General features: G+C 34.6%; 15 protein-coding genes. 11 read left to right on the top strand and 4 right to left on the bottom strand.

The genetic code is table 11. From position 1 onward, the window contains the following. Nucleotides 1-65 precede the first annotated feature (65 nt). Entirely contained in the window at nt 66-320 is a 255-nt protein-coding gene (locus BLT57_RS12980) for a type B 50S ribosomal protein L31 (protein ID WP_091426263.1), read from the bottom strand. 160 nt (nt 321-480) lie between these two features. Here BLT57_RS12980 and BLT57_RS12985 point away from each other — a divergent pair, with 160 nt between their 5' ends. The 7 genes from BLT57_RS12985 (at nt 481) to BLT57_RS13015 (ending at nt 7,501) form a co-directional block, all read left to right on the top strand. Beyond that, nucleotides 481-1,011, top strand: a complete 531-nt coding sequence (locus BLT57_RS12985) for a DUF4199 domain-containing protein (protein ID WP_091426265.1) — start codon at nt 481-483, stop codon at nt 1,009-1,011. A gap of 43 nt (nt 1,012-1,054) precedes the next feature. After that, on the top strand, nt 1,055-2,002 hold the full coding sequence (locus BLT57_RS12990; protein ID WP_091426266.1) for a glycosyltransferase family 2 protein: 948 nt from the start codon (nt 1,055-1,057) through the stop codon (nt 2,000-2,002). Between the two features lie 98 nt (nt 2,003-2,100). Continuing rightward, the gene (locus tag BLT57_RS12995) at nt 2,101-3,828 is read left to right on the top strand and encodes a phospho-sugar mutase (protein WP_091426268.1); all 1,728 of its coding nucleotides are present in this window, start codon (nt 2,101-2,103) and stop codon (nt 3,826-3,828) included. A gap of 3 nt (nt 3,829-3,831) precedes the next feature. Continuing rightward, a complete protein-coding gene (locus BLT57_RS13000) occupies nt 3,832-5,658 on the top strand; it encodes an ABC transporter ATP-binding protein (RefSeq protein ID WP_091426269.1) in 1,827 nt (608 codons plus the stop codon). Nucleotides 5,659-5,949: 291 nt separating this feature from the next. Next, the gene (locus BLT57_RS13005) at nt 5,950-6,501 is read left to right on the top strand and encodes an RNA polymerase sigma factor (protein WP_091426270.1); all 552 of its coding nucleotides are present in this window, start codon (nt 5,950-5,952) and stop codon (nt 6,499-6,501) included. Between the two features lie 32 nt (nt 6,502-6,533). After that, the gene (locus BLT57_RS13010) at nt 6,534-7,037 is read left to right on the top strand and encodes a hypothetical protein (protein WP_091426271.1); all 504 of its coding nucleotides are present in this window, start codon (nt 6,534-6,536) and stop codon (nt 7,035-7,037) included. Nucleotides 7,038-7,051: 14 nt separating this feature from the next. Then, on the top strand, nt 7,052-7,501 hold the full coding sequence (locus BLT57_RS13015) for a sensor of ECF-type sigma factor (RefSeq protein WP_157717192.1): 450 nt from the start codon (nt 7,052-7,054) through the stop codon (nt 7,499-7,501). A gap of 29 nt (nt 7,502-7,530) precedes the next feature. On the opposite strand, the gene BLT57_RS13020 is transcribed toward BLT57_RS13015, so the two are convergent. Further along, nucleotides 7,531-8,625, bottom strand: coding sequence for an oxidoreductase (locus BLT57_RS13020; RefSeq protein ID WP_091426274.1), 1,095 nt, complete (start codon nt 8,623-8,625; stop codon nt 7,531-7,533). Nucleotides 8,626-8,728: 103 nt separating this feature from the next. Between BLT57_RS13020 and BLT57_RS13025 the strand changes: the two genes are divergently transcribed. Both BLT57_RS13025 and BLT57_RS13030 read left to right on the top strand, forming a co-directional pair. After that, nucleotides 8,729-9,946: an RsmB/NOP family class I SAM-dependent RNA methyltransferase gene (locus tag BLT57_RS13025; RefSeq protein WP_091426276.1), complete on the top strand. Its 1,218-nt coding sequence runs from the start codon at nt 8,729-8,731 to the stop codon at nt 9,944-9,946. 3 nt (nt 9,947-9,949) lie between these two features. Further along, nucleotides 9,950-11,035, top strand: coding sequence for an endonuclease (locus BLT57_RS13030; RefSeq protein ID WP_091426278.1), 1,086 nt, complete (start codon nt 9,950-9,952; stop codon nt 11,033-11,035). 46 nt (nt 11,036-11,081) lie between these two features. On the opposite strand, the gene BLT57_RS13035 is transcribed toward BLT57_RS13030, so the two are convergent. Next, complete coding sequence (locus tag BLT57_RS13035) at nt 11,082-12,185, bottom strand: bestrophin family protein (RefSeq protein WP_091426279.1); 1,104 nt, start codon at nt 12,183-12,185, stop codon at nt 11,082-11,084. Between the two features lie 168 nt (nt 12,186-12,353). Between BLT57_RS13035 and purL the strand changes: the two genes are divergently transcribed. Beyond that, a complete protein-coding gene (gene purL, locus BLT57_RS13040; protein WP_091426281.1) occupies nt 12,354-16,034 on the top strand; it encodes a phosphoribosylformylglycinamidine synthase in 3,681 nt (1,226 codons plus the stop codon). A gap of 73 nt (nt 16,035-16,107) precedes the next feature. Here the strand turns inward: purL and BLT57_RS13045 are convergent, their stop codons facing one another. Beyond that, nucleotides 16,108-16,647, bottom strand: coding sequence for a hypothetical protein (locus BLT57_RS13045; protein ID WP_157717193.1), 540 nt, complete (start codon nt 16,645-16,647; stop codon nt 16,108-16,110). Between the two features lie 204 nt (nt 16,648-16,851). Here BLT57_RS13045 and BLT57_RS13050 point away from each other — a divergent pair, with 204 nt between their 5' ends. After that, nucleotides 16,852-17,655, top strand: coding sequence for a helix-turn-helix domain-containing protein (locus BLT57_RS13050; RefSeq protein WP_091426284.1), 804 nt, complete (start codon nt 16,852-16,854; stop codon nt 17,653-17,655). Nucleotides 17,656-17,741: the final 86 nt, after the last annotated feature.

The raw sequence follows: 17,741 nt of genomic DNA on the forward strand, positions 1-17,741 counted from the left end.
TTATGGATAACAAAAAAGCCTTCAAGGAAAATCCTGAAGGCTTTGTATATAAGATTAGTCTCAGTTTATTTTTTCTGAAACTTAGCGTATTTGTTTTTGAATTTATCAATACGACCTGCTGTATCTACTAATTTAGACTTACCAGTGTAATATGGATGAGATGTTCTAGAAATTTCCAATTTAATCACTGGATACTCAACACCATCAACGTCAATAGTTTCACTTGTCTCAGCAGTAGATTTAGTTAAAAACACATCTTCATTTGACATGTCTTTGAAAGCTACTAATCTATAATTCTCTGGATGTATTCCTTTTTTCATCTCTTCTAACTTTAAAATCCTTGTTATTTTGGAGGTGCAAATTTAAGTAATTTTTGTAAATTACCAATAATTTATTTCTTTTTTTCTTTAGAATAAAGATGTAACAAATATAAAGAACACGATACTAACTGATATAATAACTAAATAATCAAATTAAATTATGGAAAAATCATTAAAATCAATCTCGGCAAACTACGGACTCTATTTAGGATTAGCGCTAGCTGCCATCACTGTTTTAGTTTATGCTGTAATGATAGACCTGTTCACCGCATGGTGGCTAGGAATTTTACTCATATTTATAATAATTGGTTTCGGGCTTGCGGCAGCGCTAAAATCCCGTAAAGCTATGGGCGGTTTCATGTCATTTAAAGACGCCTTTACCTCCTATTTCATAACGATAGCAATTGGTACTTTGATAAGTACCGTTGTTGGTATCGTGATTTTTAACTTTGTAGATCCAGAATCGGCAGAATATATTAACGATAAAATCATAACCATGACTGCAGAAACGATGGAGAACTGGGGAGCACCACAAGCGAATATCGACGAAGCTATGGCGAAAATGGAGGGTCAAAATAACTTTTCTACTGCAGCTCAATTACAATCTTATGTAGTAAGACTTGTTATTTTAGCATTACTCGGACTTATCGTAGCCGCAATTGTAAAACGAAAAGACCCCAACGAAGCTTAAATAAAATCCCTATTTTTGAACTCTAAACATTCAAAAACACTAAATGAACATATCAGTAGTTATACCACTACTTAACGAACAAGATTCATTGACAGAATTACACGATTGGATTGCTAATGTTATGCTGTCCAATCGTTTTTCTTATGAAATCATTTTTATTGATGATGGCAGTACCGATAATTCTTGGTCTACCATTATGCAATTATCTCAAAAAGACACCAATGTTAAAGGGATACGATTTCTAAAAAACTTCGGAAAATCGCAAGCCTTACACGCTGGCTTTGCTAAAGCAGAAGGTGATGTGATTATTACCATGGATGCAGATCTTCAAGACAATCCTAACGAAATTCCTGAGCTCTATAATATGATAATTTTAGAAAAATTTGATTTGGTTTCGGGATGGAAGAAAAAGCGCTACGACTCTGTGATTGCAAAAAATTTACCCTCTAAAATATTCAATTGGGCAGCACGTAAAACCTCAGGTGTAAAACTACATGACTTCAATTGCGGACTTAAAGCTTACAACAAAACTGTTGTAAAACATATTGATGTCAACGGAGAAATGCATCGTTACATTCCCGTATTAGCCAAAAATGCAGGATTTACTAAAATTGGCGAGAAAGTCGTGCAACATCAGGCCAGAAAGTATGGAGAAACTAAATTTGGAATGGATCGTTTTATCAATGGTTTTCTAGATCTTATTACCATCTGGTTTTTATCACGCTTCGGAAAACGACCAATGCACCTTTTTGGTGCTTTAGGTGTATTCATGTTTGCCATAGGATTTGTATTTGCGGTATATTTAGGAATCAATAAACTATTCGTAAATCCAACAGGGCGTCTCATTACGGACAGACCTCAATTTTATATAGCACTAACAACCATGATACTCGGATCACAGTTCTTTATAGCAGGGTTTTTAGGCGAGATTATCTTAAGAACAAAAAGAGATTCTAAACGCTATTTAATTAAACAAGAACTTAATTTTTAAGTAGATTTAATTTAATTTCAAAATCTACCTTTAACTTTGCATAAGCTATCAAATTCAAAAGTATTGAATTACGTATTTTTACAGCATAATATTTACACATGACACAAATTGAACCTCAACTATTAGATCGCGTAAACACTTGGCTCACCCCAACTTTCGATATAGAGACTCAACACTACATAAAAGACTTAATGGCCAACAACACCACTGAGCTTAAAGAAAGTTTTTATAAAGATCTTGAATTTGGTACAGGTGGCATGCGAGGTGTGATGGGTATTGGTACCAATCGTATCAATAAATATACACTTGGTAAAAACACGCAAGGTATCAGCAATTATCTAAAGGCTCAGTTCCCTTCAGAAGATTTAAAGGTGGCCATTGCTTATGATTGCAGACACAATAGCAAATCTCTTGCAAAAGTTGTTGCTGATGTGTTTTCAGCGAATAATATTCATGTATATCTGTTTGAAGAACTGCGTCCAACACCTGAATTATCATTCGCTTTAAAACATCTAGGATGCCACTGTGGCATCGTATTAACAGCTTCTCATAATCCGCCAGAATATAATGGCTATAAAGTATATTGGCAAGATGGTGGACAATTAGTTCCGCCGCAAGATGTAGAAATTATAGATGAGATTAATCGTTTAGATTATGCGACAATCAAGTTTGAAGCCAATCCTAATCACATCGAGTATATTGGACAAGCTGTGGATGATGTATTTATTGATAATTGTATAAAAAACGGAAGTTTCAATACACCCGTTGAGGCGAAACAAAACTTAAATATCGTATTTACCTCATTACATGGCACCTCTATCACTGCTATTCCAGAAACATTAAAACGTGCTGGCTATACCAATGTTCATATTGTTGAAGAACAGCGTGAACCTAATGGTGATTTTCCAACGGTAAAATCTCCTAATCCAGAAGAACCAGAAGCTCTAAAAATGGCAACTGAACTCGCAGAGAAAGTTGAAGGTGATATCGTCATTGGTACCGATCCAGATTGTGACCGTTTAGGTGTAGTCGTGAGAAATCTAGAAAACGAATTGGTGATTCTTAATGGAAATCAAACAATGATCTTAATGACCAATTTCCTTCTAAAACAATGGGAAAATGCTCAAAGAATCAATGGAAATCAATTTGTAGGATCTACAATCGTATCTACTCCAATGATGTCTGTATTGACAAATGCTTATAACGTAGAATGCAAGATTGGTCTTACTGGTTTTAAATGGATTGCTAAAATGATTCAAGACTTTCCAAATATGGATTTTATAGGAGGTGGCGAAGAAAGTTTCGGCTTTATGGTAGGGGATTTTGTGCGAGATAAAGATGCTGTTACTTCAACGCTTTTAGCCTGTGAGATTGCTGCACAAGCAAAAGCTAAAGGTATTAGCGTATATAAAGAACTTATTGATCTATATATTGCACATGGGTTCTACAAAGAACGTCTGGTTTCACTTGTCAAAAAAGGTATTGAAGGTGCTCAGGAAATTAAACAAATGATGATTGAAGCACGAGAGAATCCGCTGCAAACAGTTAATGAGTCTAAAGTAATTCGAATTGAAGATTACCAACTTTCAATAGCAAAAAATTTGACCACTGGAACACAAACAGTTTTAGATATTCCAAAGTCGAATGTATTAATATATTATACCGAAGATGGTAGTAAAATCGCCTTACGCCCAAGTGGTACAGAACCTAAAATTAAGTTCTATATCAGTGTCAATACTAGCTTAGACAATATGGCAGCATTTGAGGCTACGGAACAAAAATTGGAAGCTCGTATTGATGCGATCTTAAATGACATGAATTTGTAATTAATGAATTACTTTAAACAAATACTGCGTTTTGCATTACCATATAAGGTGTACGCCATTTTAAATATCATAGCGAATATCTTTTATGCTCTTTTTTCTGGATTATCTTTTATGGTACTCATGCCCTTATTAAAAGTGTTATTTGATAAAGAAGCCACAAGAATTACTGAAAAACCAGTTTACAAAGGGTTTACTGAAGCCGCGACCTATTTCAATGATTATTTAAATTATCATATCAGTCAACTTGCTGATAACGACGCTGCCAAAGCTTTGACCTTTGTAATCATTCTGATACTGGTGGTTTTCTTACTTAAAAATGTATTTAATTACTTAGCAATGTATTTTATTACATTCTTGAGAAATGGCACCTTAAAGGATATTCGAAATGAACTCTACGGAAAAACAATTGAATTGCCGCTGTCTTACTTTTCTGAAAAACGAAAAGGAGATATTATGGCAAGATTAGGAACGGATGTGTTAGAAATTCAACATTCGTTTTTATCCATTTTAGAGCTGCTATTTAGAGAACCACTTACCATTATTTTTACAATTCTATTTATGCTGACCATCAGTGTTAAACTTACACTTTTTGTATTCATTTTTATACCCGTATCTGGAATTATCATTTCACTTATTGGAAAAAGTTTAAAACGAAAATCTGATAGAGTCCAAAAAGAACAAGGGTATTTTTTATCCTTATTAGAAGAATCTTTAGGCGGACTTAAAGTCATCAAGGGTTTTAATATGGAAACCATTTTTAATCGGAAATTCCAAGAATCGACCCAACGCTTTTTTCACTTTTCGAACTCCTTATTAAACAGAACAAACCTGGCAAAACCAACAAGTGAATTTCTTGGTATTGGAGTAATTGGGGTCTTATTATGGTTTGGAGGACGTATGGTATTAGTGGAACAAAGCTTAGAAAGTGAACAATTCTTAACTTTTATGGGGCTTGCCTACAATATTTTAACACCTGCTAAAGCTATTAGTAAAGCGAGTTATAGTGTTAAAAAAGGGAATGCTGCTGCTGAACGCGTACTAGAAATATTAAATACAGAATCCCCTTTAAAAGATAATGCTAATGCCATCAAAAAAGAAGATTTTACTTCGGAAATAGCACTTAATAACGTCTCTTTTAAATATGAAGAAGACTTTGTACTTAAAAACTTTTCAATCAAGGTAGCCAAAGGAAAAAGTATCGCCTTAGTAGGGCAATCTGGAAGTGGCAAATCAACCATCGCGAACTTAGTCACAAGATTTTATGATGTTACAAGTGGTGATATTTCAGTTGATGGTACAGATATTAGAAGTATGACTAAACACTCTCTGAGAAGTCTTATGGGTTTAGTCACTCAGGATTCTATTCTATTTAATGACTCAGTAAAAAACAATATTTTGTTAGGTAAAGAGGATGCCACAGACGAAGAGGTCATCGAAGCACTTAAAATTGCGAATGCCTGGGAATTTGTAAAAGATTTACCAAACGGTATACATACTAATGTTGGTGACTCTGGCGGCAAACTATCAGGAGGCCAACAACAACGTTTGAGTATTGCCAGGGCAGTCTTAAAGAATCCTCCAATTATGATCTTAGATGAAGCAACATCGGCATTAGATACGGAAAGTGAACGCCTCGTTCAAGTAGCCTTGGAAAACATGATGAAAAACAGAACTTCAATTGTGATTGCACACCGACTGTCAACTATTCAAAACGCCGATAAAATTGTTGTGATGCAAAAAGGCGAAATAGCAGAACAAGGCACACATGTAGAACTAATTGCTAAAAACGGTGTTTACAAAAAGCTGGTAGACATGCAAAGTTTTGAATAGATAAAACTACTCTCTTTTAGTGTATTTAATAAAAAATAGAAAAGGATGCGATTTGGGTCGCATCCTTTTCAGTTCTATTACCATATTTGGGGACAATGGTAATAATTAAGTAGGTTAGGCTGAGACAAACATAAAGCAAATAAATGTACTGTGCAAGAAAAAAGTGCATTTCATCGTAATTATTTTACACTTTATCGATATTATTTAATATATCTTATTGATTATCAATATTTTAATAAAAAATATTTCTTTTGATTAAACTTTAAGTACATTGTAGGGTCTAAATAGAAAATGCTTGCATTGGACAACGAACAGAATTTCATACAACGTCTACAGACCTCAACTACTAAAGAAGCAGCTTTTAGAGAATTACTCAGTCTATATAAGGAACGGCTCTATTGGCATATTCGTCATATTGTGAAATCACATGACGATGCCGACGATGTGTTACAAAATACATTTATAAAAGTTTACAAAAACATTAGTAAGTTTAAGGGGGATAGCAAATTATACTCTTGGATGTATCGCATTGCGACCAATGAATCCATTACTCATATTAATAAAAATGCAAAACGCTTGAATATTGGGAATGTAGAAACTCAAGAACACATGATGAACAATTTAAAAGCAGATGTCTATTTTGAGGGTGATGAGATTCAATATAAATTACAAAAAGCGATTGCGACATTACCAGCCAAGCAACAACTCGTTTTTAATATGAAATATTTTCAGGATATTAAATACAAAGATATGTCTGAAATTCTTGAGACAAGCGAAGGTGCTTTAAAAGCATCCTATCATATAGCCGTAAAAAAAATTGAAGCTATTTTAACATCAGATTAAACCAATGGCTTAAATTGAAGTCATAGAAACAAATGAAAAACAAAAAGTTACATACCATCAAGTCGGCAGGTTTTAAAACTCCTGATCAATACTTTGATTCTTTTGACGCTAAAATAATTGCACGTATAAAAGATAAAAAAACTATTGAAGGTATTGAATTGCCAGGTTTTTCAGTTCCTGAAAATTACTTTGACTCCATTGAGGAGAGTGTTCTTAATAAATTACACCTCGAGAACGACTCACCTGTAATAGCCTTGAGTTATAGAAAATCATTCTACTACATTGCTGGTGTTGCAGCTTCTTTGGTGTTGCTCTTTGCCATTTTCATTAATGGAAATACCAATGATGAATTATCGGTGGATATGGTAGAAAATTATTTAGAGACGAGAGACCTTGACAGCTATGAATTGGCACAGCTATTATCTGATGCTGATTTATTAGAAGATGGTTTCACGATTATTGAAACCTCATATAACGAAGACAACTTGGAATCTTACCTGTTAGAAAATGCAGATATTCAATCTATTTTAGAATAATAAACCTAGAAAAAATGAAAAAATTAATCCTTATACTAACCTTGCTACTCAGTGTATATGGCTTTGCCCAAAGGGACGGTCAAATGAAAGAACGCATTAAAGCGCAAAAAATAGCTTTCCTCACTGATCAATTAGACTTAAGCTCAGAAGAAGCTCAAAAATTCTGGCCAATCTACAATGCTTTTGAAGCTAAAGCCGAAAATGTTCGAGATAAAGATTTGAGGGAAATCAAAATGAAAATGCGACAAGGTAATCTTTCAGATGCGGAAGCGAATCTATTATTAGACAAACTAACGAAAGCTGAAAATGATATGCATGCTGCTAAAACTACTCTAGTCAATGATCTAAAAAAGGTTATTTCAGCTGAAAAGATCATTCGCTTAAAAGCTGCTGAAGATGCGTTCAATAAAAAACTCTTAGAACGCTTAAGAGAATTTAGGGAGAAACGCGGCAAACGTAATTAGAACTGAAAGAAGCCATTATGGCTTCTTTTTTATTCTTTAAAGGTTAATTTTGATATACGTCCGCGACCTGCTGCATAAGCCACACTATCGTTTAAAAAGCGAATCGTATAAAAACCCTCATCACTGAGGTGAGTCCACGTACTTCCTGAGTCTTTAGAATAATCAACCCCTTTAAAACCAACAGCAACTAATTCTTTTGCCTCACTATTAGGGACATATTGCACACAACTCCTGTAACCAGGTGACTGATTTTGTGCAACTAATTGCCATGTTTTTCCACCATCTTGTGTTTTAATCTTATTAGCTGAACTATCCGCCGCTTTAGTATAGTCTCCTCCTATGGCGAATCCGTTGTATTCATCATAAAAATCTATAGAATACATACCCGTGGTCTCTAAGCCCTGCACTATTGGTGTTCCATAAACTTCCCAAGTTTTACCCCTATCTGGTGAATATAAAATCCGACTAGACTTCCCTCCTGTGGCCACCCAAGTCTTATCGCCAACAATAGCTATATTGGTATTACTTGCAGCAAAAGCAGCTTCGCCTTCTTTAGCTTTTGGTAAATTATCACAAGCCAATTTTGTCCAGGTGTCACCACTGTCGCGCGTAATGATAATACTCATACAATCTTCTGTGGGGTCACCAATAGCAATACCTTCTTGGCTATTCCAAAAATCTATAGCATCATAAAACACCTTTTCTCCAATCTCTTCGTAAACCAAAAGAGGGGCGTTAGATTTTCGATGTTTTTTGTACAACTTAGCAGGATTAGCGACTGACATGAAAAACACGTCACCATTAACATTTTTGATAGCCCTAAATGCTAAGGGCTTATCCTCATGCGTAATGACATTTTTAGAATGTGTCTTTTTAGAACTAAACTCAAAATTCGTTAGATCTATTTTATTTTCAGCTTCCAGAGCAATCAACCCAATATGATTTGAGCTTCCATAAAAGATGTAATCATCATTAAAATCTATAGCTCTAATACTTGTGGTGGAATCAATAAATATGGGCTCTATAAAAACTGAATTAAAATTTTGAGTACGCACAGGAACTTTATCTTCTCGACAGTTAAAACATATTGAAAAAATGATAAATAGAAGAAATGGATAGCGCATATGTAATTTTGTTTGTATAAAAATAGAAAAGCTTAACGAATTAATAGATAAACAAATCCCAAATAAACATTTTAATGTACCTTTGCATGCTTAATTTTTTATCATGCGCTTACACAGAAACTTATGCTTTGCCGTCGTTGATGGATTAACTCTCATCTTTAACGAAGGAAAATATGCAGACAAAGTGATTCAACAACTCTTAAAACGTGATAAACGTTGGGGAAGTCGTGATCGCGCCTTTGTTGCCGAAACAACCTATGACATTGTGCGTTGGAAACGTTTGTATGCCGAAATAGCTGAAGTTAAAGCCCCTTATGACAGAGACAATTTGTGGAGAATTTTTGCAGTTTGGGCCACGCTAAGAGGTATTAAATTACCAGACTGGAAATATTTCGAGAATACACCTCAACGAAAAATAAAAGGCCGTTTTGACGAATTGACAAAGACCAGAAAATTCAAAGAATCTATTCCAGATTGGCTAGATGATATAGGGGTTCAAGAACTTGGAGAATCTAAGTGGACTAAAGAAATAGCTGCTTTAAACGTGCAAGCTGATGTCATCTTAAGAGTCAATACTTTAAATACTACTAAAGAAAAACTACAGTCGCTACTATTCGACAATGACATAGAAACTGAAAGCATTAAAGGGTATCCAAATGCTCTGAAGTTAAGGGAGAGAGCAAATGTTTTCCAAACGGAAGCTTTTAAAAATGGTCTTTTTGAAGTACAAGATGCCTCGTCACAATTAGTCGCAGAATTTTTAGATGTTAAACCAGGCATGAGGGTTGTAGATGCCTGTGCAGGTGCAGGCGGAAAAGCATTGCACATTGCCTCGTTAATGGAAAATAAAGGCCAAATTATTGCATTAGATATTTATGAAAATAAATTAAATGAACTCAAACGAAGAGCAAGACGTAATGGTGCGTTTAATATTGAAACAAGAACCATTGAGTCAACCAAGGTCGTCAAAAAACTATATGATAAAGCTGATAGAGTACTCATTGATGCCCCATGTTCAGGTCTAGGTGTATTGAGACGAAATCCAGATGCGAAATGGAAATTACAACCAGAATTTATCGAAAGCATTAAGAAAACACAACAGGAAATTTTACAACAATATTCAAGAATTGTTAAAGATGGCGGCAAACTAGTTTATGCAACCTGTTCTATTTTACCTTCAGAAAACCGACAGCAAGTTGATAGTTTTTTAGCCTCGGAAATGGGTGAAAATTTTAAATTCATAAAAGATAAGAGTATATTGTCACATGAAACAGGTTATGACGGATTCTACATGGCATTGCTTGAAAAGACAAATAAATAACACATGAAACACATCTACTTTTGCTTTGCAGTTCTTACTGCATTTATAAGCTCTGCACAAATTCCACCGGGATATTACGATGCTGCTACAGGAACTGGGTTTGCTCTAAAAACACAGCTTAAAAATATTATTGATGATGTTAATGATAATAACGGTCAACCGTTTCATGATAATTCTGTCACCTATAGTCAGCTTTGGACACTTTATGAAACATCTGATGTGCGTCCCGATGGAAAGGTTTGGGATATGTATAGTGACTGTAATTTCACTTTTGTTGTCGATCAAGATATGGGATCAGGTGGCGGAAGCGAATGCTCAAAATTTAATAGAGAACATAGTTTTCCAAGAAGTTGGTTTGACGACCAACAAAGCTTACCCATTTTTGCTGATGCTTTTCATGTCATTCCATCAGATAAGAAAGTAAATGCTGAACGCGGAAATTTAGCTTACGGTGAAGTCGCATCAGCAAGTTATACATCTTTAAATGGCTCTAAAAGAGGATCCAGTAGTATCACCGGTCCAACAGGTCAGGTTTTCGAGCCCGCAGATGAATTTAAAGGAGATATTGCTCGTGGGTTCTTTTATGTAGCCACTAGATACGAAAACCTAATTAGTGGCTGGGAAGCCAACGATAGCGATGGTGATAGCATGTTAGATGGCTCGAGCAATCGTGTTTTTGAACAATGGGCTTTAGACATGTTGTATTCTTGGCATGTTAATGATCCCGTAAGCCAAAAGGAAATCGATAGAAATAACGCGATTTTTTTGCATCAGGACAATAGAAATCCGTTTATAGACAACCCACAGTATGTTTTTGATATATGGCAAGATGTGTTGTCTGTGGATGAATTTGACATTGCCGAAACTTTCAAAATGTTTCCTAATCCGGCTAGTGAAAATGAAGTAACAATATTATCTAATCGAGATATTGTAGCTGAAATTTATGACATTTTAGGAAAACGAATATCAGTGCAAATTGTAACAGCAAATCAAAATAAATTAAATATATCGAATCTATCCAAAGGCATGTATATCATTCGGTTAAAGTCTGATCAAAACAGTTCGACGAAGAAATTAATTAAACAATAAACTGAATTTATAATTATAAAAAGCGACTCTAATGAGTTGCTTTTTTTTACATTACAATATCGTTCTTCCATTCAAAAGGCAATGGTATATCTTTGTCATCTATGAGCTGCCTAATATCAATTTCTATATTCCTACTCATATTGGTAATTGGGACATCATTTGGTCCTCCTTCAAAAGGATTTTCGGTGTTCTCACCAATAGCTTCCATGGTATGGAATACCCAGGCCAAAAGCGTACTAAAAGGAATTGAAAACCAAACAAAATGATTGGCAATAAACTGCTGAATTCTATGTAATGTCGAAGTTTTAGATTCATGAGTCGTCAGGTCTTCAATAATATGAATTCCTATGGCCTCAAAGCCTTCCAATATCCCAAAGGGCAATAAGATAACAAACACCCAAACAAACATATAATTGAGTGTCGCAAACTGCCTTGGGTATGGAAAGTTTTTGATACGCTCACTCTTTCCCTGTAAAGCATAAAATTCAACAAGCATATTAGCCATTTCCATATGTCTAAAATCTTCAATCAATCCTTGTTGCATTAATTCTTTTAATCGTTTCGATTGAATCCCTAATAATTGTGAGGCTTTATTTCCTTTAGCAAAAACCTCTTGGTATTCACTTTCAGAAATATAGCCTTTAATTGCATCTTCGATAGGAATCGTATCCTCACATACTAAATAGTGAGCTTCTCTAAATTCTCGATTTGATTTTTGTGCCTTCACATGCTGTTCCCAGGGTTTATCTGCACGCATTTGATAACGCAATGCTGTTAACCAAGCGATATGGCGATGAACCATCTCTCTATGAATCTCATGTAATTCTTCATGAGAAAGCTTAATTTTAGAATGATCATTGTTAATAAAATCTTTGACCATAATTGTCCATGAACGTGATGCATTTACAATTCCTCCCCAAATTTTTCGAGCTTCCCATAAGCGGTCATAGGATGCATTATTTTTAAAACTCACAATAAATGCAACAGCCGTACCAAGCACTCCCAGTGGCAGCCAGGGCACGTGCAACCATTTGAGACCCGCAACATCAAAAAGTACGACAGGAATTGTAGAAAGAATAAAAAATAAAAAAATGTGACGGCGGGTCCATTTAATGACACCTTTTACTGGAAATATTCGCCTTGTATACATAGATTTCGTTTAAGTCATTTAAAAGTAAAGAATTCAATTTAGAAAAAGTAAATCCTATTGTGAATTATTTAGTGAATAACTCTCAATATTCAGCACTATTATCGTGTCGAATTACATTGAAAAAGTGTAAATTTGAGCTTTCAAAAATTCAATACAAAATACGATATAATGATTCATTTCTTCGGAAACCAAAACAGTAAGGTTTATGCTGTTCAAGTCACAAAAGAATTATCAGCAGAAACCATAACTAAATTAATTTGGTTATTTGGTAACCTGCCAATAATAGAACAAGCATCTCTAGATGCTTTTTTTGTTGGTCCGCGAGCTGCAATGATTACCCCTTGGAGCACTAATGCCGTTGAAATTACTCAAAACATGGGTATCGATGGGATAATTCGTATAGAGGAATTTGAAGTATGTTCAGCTGATTTCACAGGCTATGACCCAATGATCTCTGAAAAATACAACAGCTTAAATCAAGAATCTTTTACCATCGACATTGAACCAGAAGATATTCTCAATATTGAAGACATTTCGGCCTATAATGAACAAGAAGGTTTAGCTTTAAATAATGAAGAAATAGACTACTTAGAAGGTGTTTCAAAAAAGATTGGTAGACTTTTAACAGATTCTGAAGTCTTTGGATTTTCTCAGGTGAATTCTGAGCACTGTCGTCACAAAATATTTAACGGAACATTTATCATTGATGGCGAAGAACAACCGACATCGCTTTTCAAGATGATTAAAGAAACATCGAAACAGCATCCTAACACTATTGTTTCAGCATATAAAGATAATGTCGCCTTTATTAAAGGCCCTATAGTCGAGCAATTTGCGCCAAAGCGTTCTGATGTCCCTGATTTCTACGCTAAGAAAGACTTTGAATCTGTGATTTCGCTTAAAGCCGAAACTCATAATTTCCCAACTACCGTAGAACCTTTTAACGGCGCTGCAACGGGTTCTGGTGGTGAAATTCGCGATCGTCTTGCTGGAGGAAAAGGGTCTTTACCTTTGGCAGGAACCGCTGTTTATATGACTTCATATTCGCGCTTGGAAGACAATCGCCCTTGGGAACAAAAATTTGATGCTAGAGCTTGGCTATACCAAACCCCAATGGATATTTTAATAAAAGCTTCAAACGGAGCATCAGATTTTGGTAACAAATTTGGTCAACCTTTAATTACAGGCTCTGTCTTAACGTTTGAACATGAAGAAAACACCTCATCAAGCGCATCAAAAGCTAGAAAGCTAGGTTATGATAAAGTAATCATGCAAGCTGGCGGAATTGGATACGGGAAAGCTCAACAAGCCCTAAAAGATACTCCTAAAGAAGGTGATAAAATTGTAATTCTTGGTGGAGAAAATTACAGGATTGGAATGGGTGGAGCCGCAGTTTCTTCCGCAGATACTGGAGAATTTGCTTCTGGCATTGAACTCAATGCTGTACAACGTTCTAATCCTGAAATGCAAAAACGTGCTGCTAACGCTATTAGAGGCATGATAGAAAGCGAAGTGAATCATATTGTTTCTATTCACGATCACGGTGCTGGCGGGCATTTAAACTGTCTTTCAGAGCTCGTGGAAGATACGGGAGGTGAAATTGATTTAGACCAATTACCTGTTGGTGACCCAACGTTGTCTGCTAAAGAAATTATTGGTAATGAATCTCAAGAACGTATGGGATTAGTTATTGCTGAAGAACATTTAGATACTTTACAAAAAATCGCAAATCGTGAACGCTCTCCAATGTACACCGTTGGAAACGTTACAGGTAATGATCGATTTACGTTTGTATCTAAAACCAAAGGTGACAAACCAATGGATTTAGCCTTAGAAGACATGTTTGGCAGCTCTCCAAAAACGATTTTAACAGACAAAACAGTTAAAAGAAACTATAAAAACCCGAGATATAAAACCAAAAATTTACACATTTACTTAAAGCAAGTCTTACAGTTAGAAGCTGTTGCATGTAAAGATTGGTTAACAAATAAAGTAGATCGATGTGTTGGTGGTAAAGTTGCCAAACAACAATGTGTTGGATCTTTACAAATTCCTTTAAATAATGTTGGTGTCATGGCATTAGATTATAATGGAAAAGAAGGAATTGCAACATCTATAGGCCACTCTCCTATTTCTGGTTTAATTCATCCAGAAGCTGGGAGTAGAAATTCAATCACAGAATCTTTAACTAATATTATTTGGGCACCTTTAAAAGATAATTTACAATCTGTTTCATTATCTGCGAACTGGATGTGGCCCTGTAAAAATGAAGGTGAAGATGCGCGTTTATATAAAGCTGTAAAAGCGATATCTGACTTTTCAATAGATTTAGGGATCAATGTTCCAACGGGAAAAGATTCATTATCAATGAAACAAAAATATCCAGATGGTGAAGTCATTTCTCCTGGAACAGTTATTATTTCTGCTGCAGCAAACTGTAATGAAATTTCTAAAGTAGTGGAACCCGTTTTACAAGTTGATGGCGGAAATATCTATTATATTAATATCTCACAAGATGGTTTTAAATTAGGAGGGAGTTCTTTTAACCAAACATTAAATACTATTGGAAATGAGGCTCCAGATGTCAAAAATGCCGCTTTCTTAAAAAACACATTTAATACCATTCAACAACTAATTAAGAATGATAAAATTTCTGCGGGCCATGATGTAGCTTCTGGAGGATTGATTACGACCTTATTAGAAATGTGTTTTGCTGACAGAAATTTAGGTGCCAATTTTGATATATCGTCTTTAAATGAAGACGATTCAATAAAAGTACTATTTGCAGAAAATGCAGGACTTGTTTTTCAAGCAGATGCGTCTGTAGAATCAATCTTATTGCAAAATAATATTGAATTTTTTAATATCGGTACAGTAAATAATTCAGAAAAAGTAAGTATTAAAAATCAAGAAGACACATTCTCTTTTGATGTTTCTGAAATGAGAGCTATTTGGTATAAAACTTCTTTTCTTCTTGACCAAAAGCAAACAGCTAACGGTTTAGCAAAAGCGCGCTATGAAAATTACACAGAACAACCTTTAACTTATCATTTTCCGAAGCATTTTACGGGACAATTACCAAAAGTAGATACAAGTAAACCAAGACCTAAAGCCGCTATTCTTCGTGAAAAAGGAAGTAATTCTGAACGTGAAATGGCTAACGCAATGTACTTAGCTGGTTTTGATGTTAAAGATGTTCATATGACCGATTTAATTTCTGGTCGTGAAACTCTAGAAGACATTCAATTTCTAGGTGCCGTTGGTGGTTTCAGTAATTCTGATGTATTAGGTTCTGCTAAAGGATGGGCTGGAGCCATCAAGTATAACGAGAATGCGAATAAAGCGATTAAAAACTTTTTTAATCGTGAAGACACCTTATCAGTTGGAATCTGTAATGGCTGTCAGTTATTCATGGAATTAGAATTGATTAACCCTGAGCATAACGAACATGGTAAAATGCATCACAATGCGTCTTATAAACATGAAAGTGCTTTCACTTCGGTAACGGTACAGGATAACAATTCGGTAATGTTATCGACATTAAAAGATGCCACCCTTGGGGTTTGGATTAGTCATGGTGAAGGAAAATTTAAACTTCCAAAGGACGAATCCGATTATAATATTGTGGCTAAATATGGTTATGATAGTTATCCAGCCAATCCGAATGACTCAGACTATAATACTGCAATTCTTTGTGATACAACTGGTCGACACTTAGTGATGATGCCACATATTGAACGTTCAACATTTCAATGGAATTGGGCAAATTATCCTAAACACCGAACAGATGACGTATCTCCTTGGATAGAGGCATTTGTCAATGCCCGACTTTGGGTAGAAAAACACTAAGGTATGCATTAAATAACCCTGAAGTTAACTTGAAGGTTTTATCTTAAATTACAAGAATTTAGAGTTGTACAAACTAATCGACACGTTCGTAAATAGCCATGACTCCACCTGTATATTCTTCAATGGTTCCGTCGGGTCTGATAATATCGTTATCACCGAAAAGACTTAATCCATATAAATGTTCAAATGGTATATTAAAAGTCAAAACATTGTTGTCATTTGATAATTCCCCATCATAATAAAACACATTATTATAGCTTACATTGACAACAGCATCAATCTGTTGATAAACAAGTCTTGCACCATCGGGCTCAATACAGTCATAAGTTTGAGTTTGATTATCATTTACTATTAATGATAGCGACCTGTAGTTTGGAGCTCCAAAAGTATCATCCAATCGAAAATAAAGTTCAGAAATAACACAAGCATTACCTTCTTCTAATAGGTCCTGAGAGTAAACGCCGTCCCCATTTAAATCGATACTGCTTTCTAATATATAGTTTGTAATCACAAAGGTTTTATCTTGAATATTAAACTCGGTGGTATTACTATCATCATTTTCACAAGAGCATAAACTCAAAAACAAAAGGAGTAATATAACTAGTTTATTCATAACATATAATTTTAGTTGATATTTAAGAGATGCATAAACCATTAAAAGGTTGCGTAGATTCTTATAAAATATATTTACTGATTTTCGCCTTTTCGTTTAACAAATTTATAAACCGGCAATGATTACCAATAGAGTATTGCAATTATATAGAGTAATCATTACCTTTCCAAGATGTATTATTTTACCTACAATTAATCTAAAAATATGACGCTAAGTTATTTTGACAACAAAGTTCCTCATTTGATTGAAGAGTATTATCAATTATCGTTTACAGAAAATTCACTACCATTTCAATCTACTGTGTTGCCCGTAGGATTTACACATATCACTCATTTGTATTACGGTGAACAAAAAGCCTTCCTTAATAAGAAAGAAATGGTTTTAAAAGACACCATCATTAGCGGTCAATTCTTTCGGTCGTATCAATTACATTGTTCGGCACCTTCTTTATCCTTCGGAATTAGTTTCCATCCCACGGCATTATTTAAAATATTAAACTTAGATATTTCAACAATAGATAATAAACATATATCCCTCGAAGTATTTCATTCAGATTTTAATGCGCAGCTACTCAAGGTTTTTAAAACCTTTTCAACACCAAAGGATATCGTAAAACATCTCGATCATTTCTTTTCTAATTTAGAACTTAACACAAATAAAACAACACAGCAGATTGATATTGCAATTGATCTTATTAAACAAAAAGAAGGGCTTTTAAATATTAGTAGCATTCTTAATCAAGTTGACATGTCCCAAAAAACCTTAGAGACGCAGTTTAAAAAAATAGTTGGACTGACACCGGGAAAATACGTGCGTTTATATCGTTTTATAAAACTAATGCGTAAATATGAAAATCAGGAAATAGCAATTAAAGATTTGCTATTTATGTATGACTATTATGACCGGTCTCATTTTGCTAAAGATTTCAAACTATTTATGAATGAAAGCCCAAAGTCCTACTTCAAAAAAGACTATCCGTTGTTAAAAGCTGTCTTTAAAAATGACTAGTTACGATTTTTTACACCATTTAATTATTTAGATGTTCTAACTTTAAACTTTGAAATGATAGTCGGTCAGCAAAAAATTAATATATA

The organism is Formosa sp. Hel1_31_208 (genome assembly GCF_900104785.1).
GTDB lineage: Bacteria > Bacteroidota > Bacteroidia > Flavobacteriales > Flavobacteriaceae > Psychroserpens.

Bases quoted from the DNA above. Each gene is read 5' to 3' on its own strand.
- BLT57_RS13005 (WP_091426270.1), top strand. From the start codon at position 5,950: ATGCTTGCATTGGACAACGAACAGAATTTCATACAACGTCTACAGACC.
- BLT57_RS13015 (WP_157717192.1), top strand. From the start codon at position 7,052: ATGAAAAAATTAATCCTTATACTAACCTTGCTACTCAGTGTATATGGC.
- BLT57_RS13030 (WP_091426278.1), top strand. From the start codon at position 9,950: ATGAAACACATCTACTTTTGCTTTGCAGTTCTTACTGCATTTATAAGC.
- BLT57_RS13010 (WP_091426271.1), top strand. From the start codon at position 6,534: ATGAAAAACAAAAAGTTACATACCATCAAGTCGGCAGGTTTTAAAACT.
- BLT57_RS13000 (WP_091426269.1), top strand. From the start codon at position 3,832: ATGAATTACTTTAAACAAATACTGCGTTTTGCATTACCATATAAGGTG.
- BLT57_RS13050 (WP_091426284.1), top strand. From the start codon at position 16,852: ATGACGCTAAGTTATTTTGACAACAAAGTTCCTCATTTGATTGAAGAG.
- BLT57_RS12990 (WP_091426266.1), top strand. From the start codon at position 1,055: ATGAACATATCAGTAGTTATACCACTACTTAACGAACAAGATTCATTG.
- BLT57_RS13035 (WP_091426279.1), bottom strand. From the start codon at position 12,185: ATGTATACAAGGCGAATATTTCCAGTAAAAGGTGTCATTAAATGGACC.
- BLT57_RS12985 (WP_091426265.1), top strand. From the start codon at position 481: ATGGAAAAATCATTAAAATCAATCTCGGCAAACTACGGACTCTATTTA.
- BLT57_RS13025 (WP_091426276.1), top strand. From the start codon at position 8,729: ATGCGCTTACACAGAAACTTATGCTTTGCCGTCGTTGATGGATTAACT.
- BLT57_RS13020 (WP_091426274.1), bottom strand. From the start codon at position 8,625: ATGCGCTATCCATTTCTTCTATTTATCATTTTTTCAATATGTTTTAAC.
- purL (WP_091426281.1), top strand. From the start codon at position 12,354: ATGATTCATTTCTTCGGAAACCAAAACAGTAAGGTTTATGCTGTTCAA.
- BLT57_RS12980 (WP_091426263.1), bottom strand. From the start codon at position 320: ATGAAAAAAGGAATACATCCAGAGAATTATAGATTAGTAGCTTTCAAA.
- BLT57_RS13045 (WP_157717193.1), bottom strand. From the start codon at position 16,647: ATGAATAAACTAGTTATATTACTCCTTTTGTTTTTGAGTTTATGCTCT.
- BLT57_RS12995 (WP_091426268.1), top strand. From the start codon at position 2,101: ATGACACAAATTGAACCTCAACTATTAGATCGCGTAAACACTTGGCTC.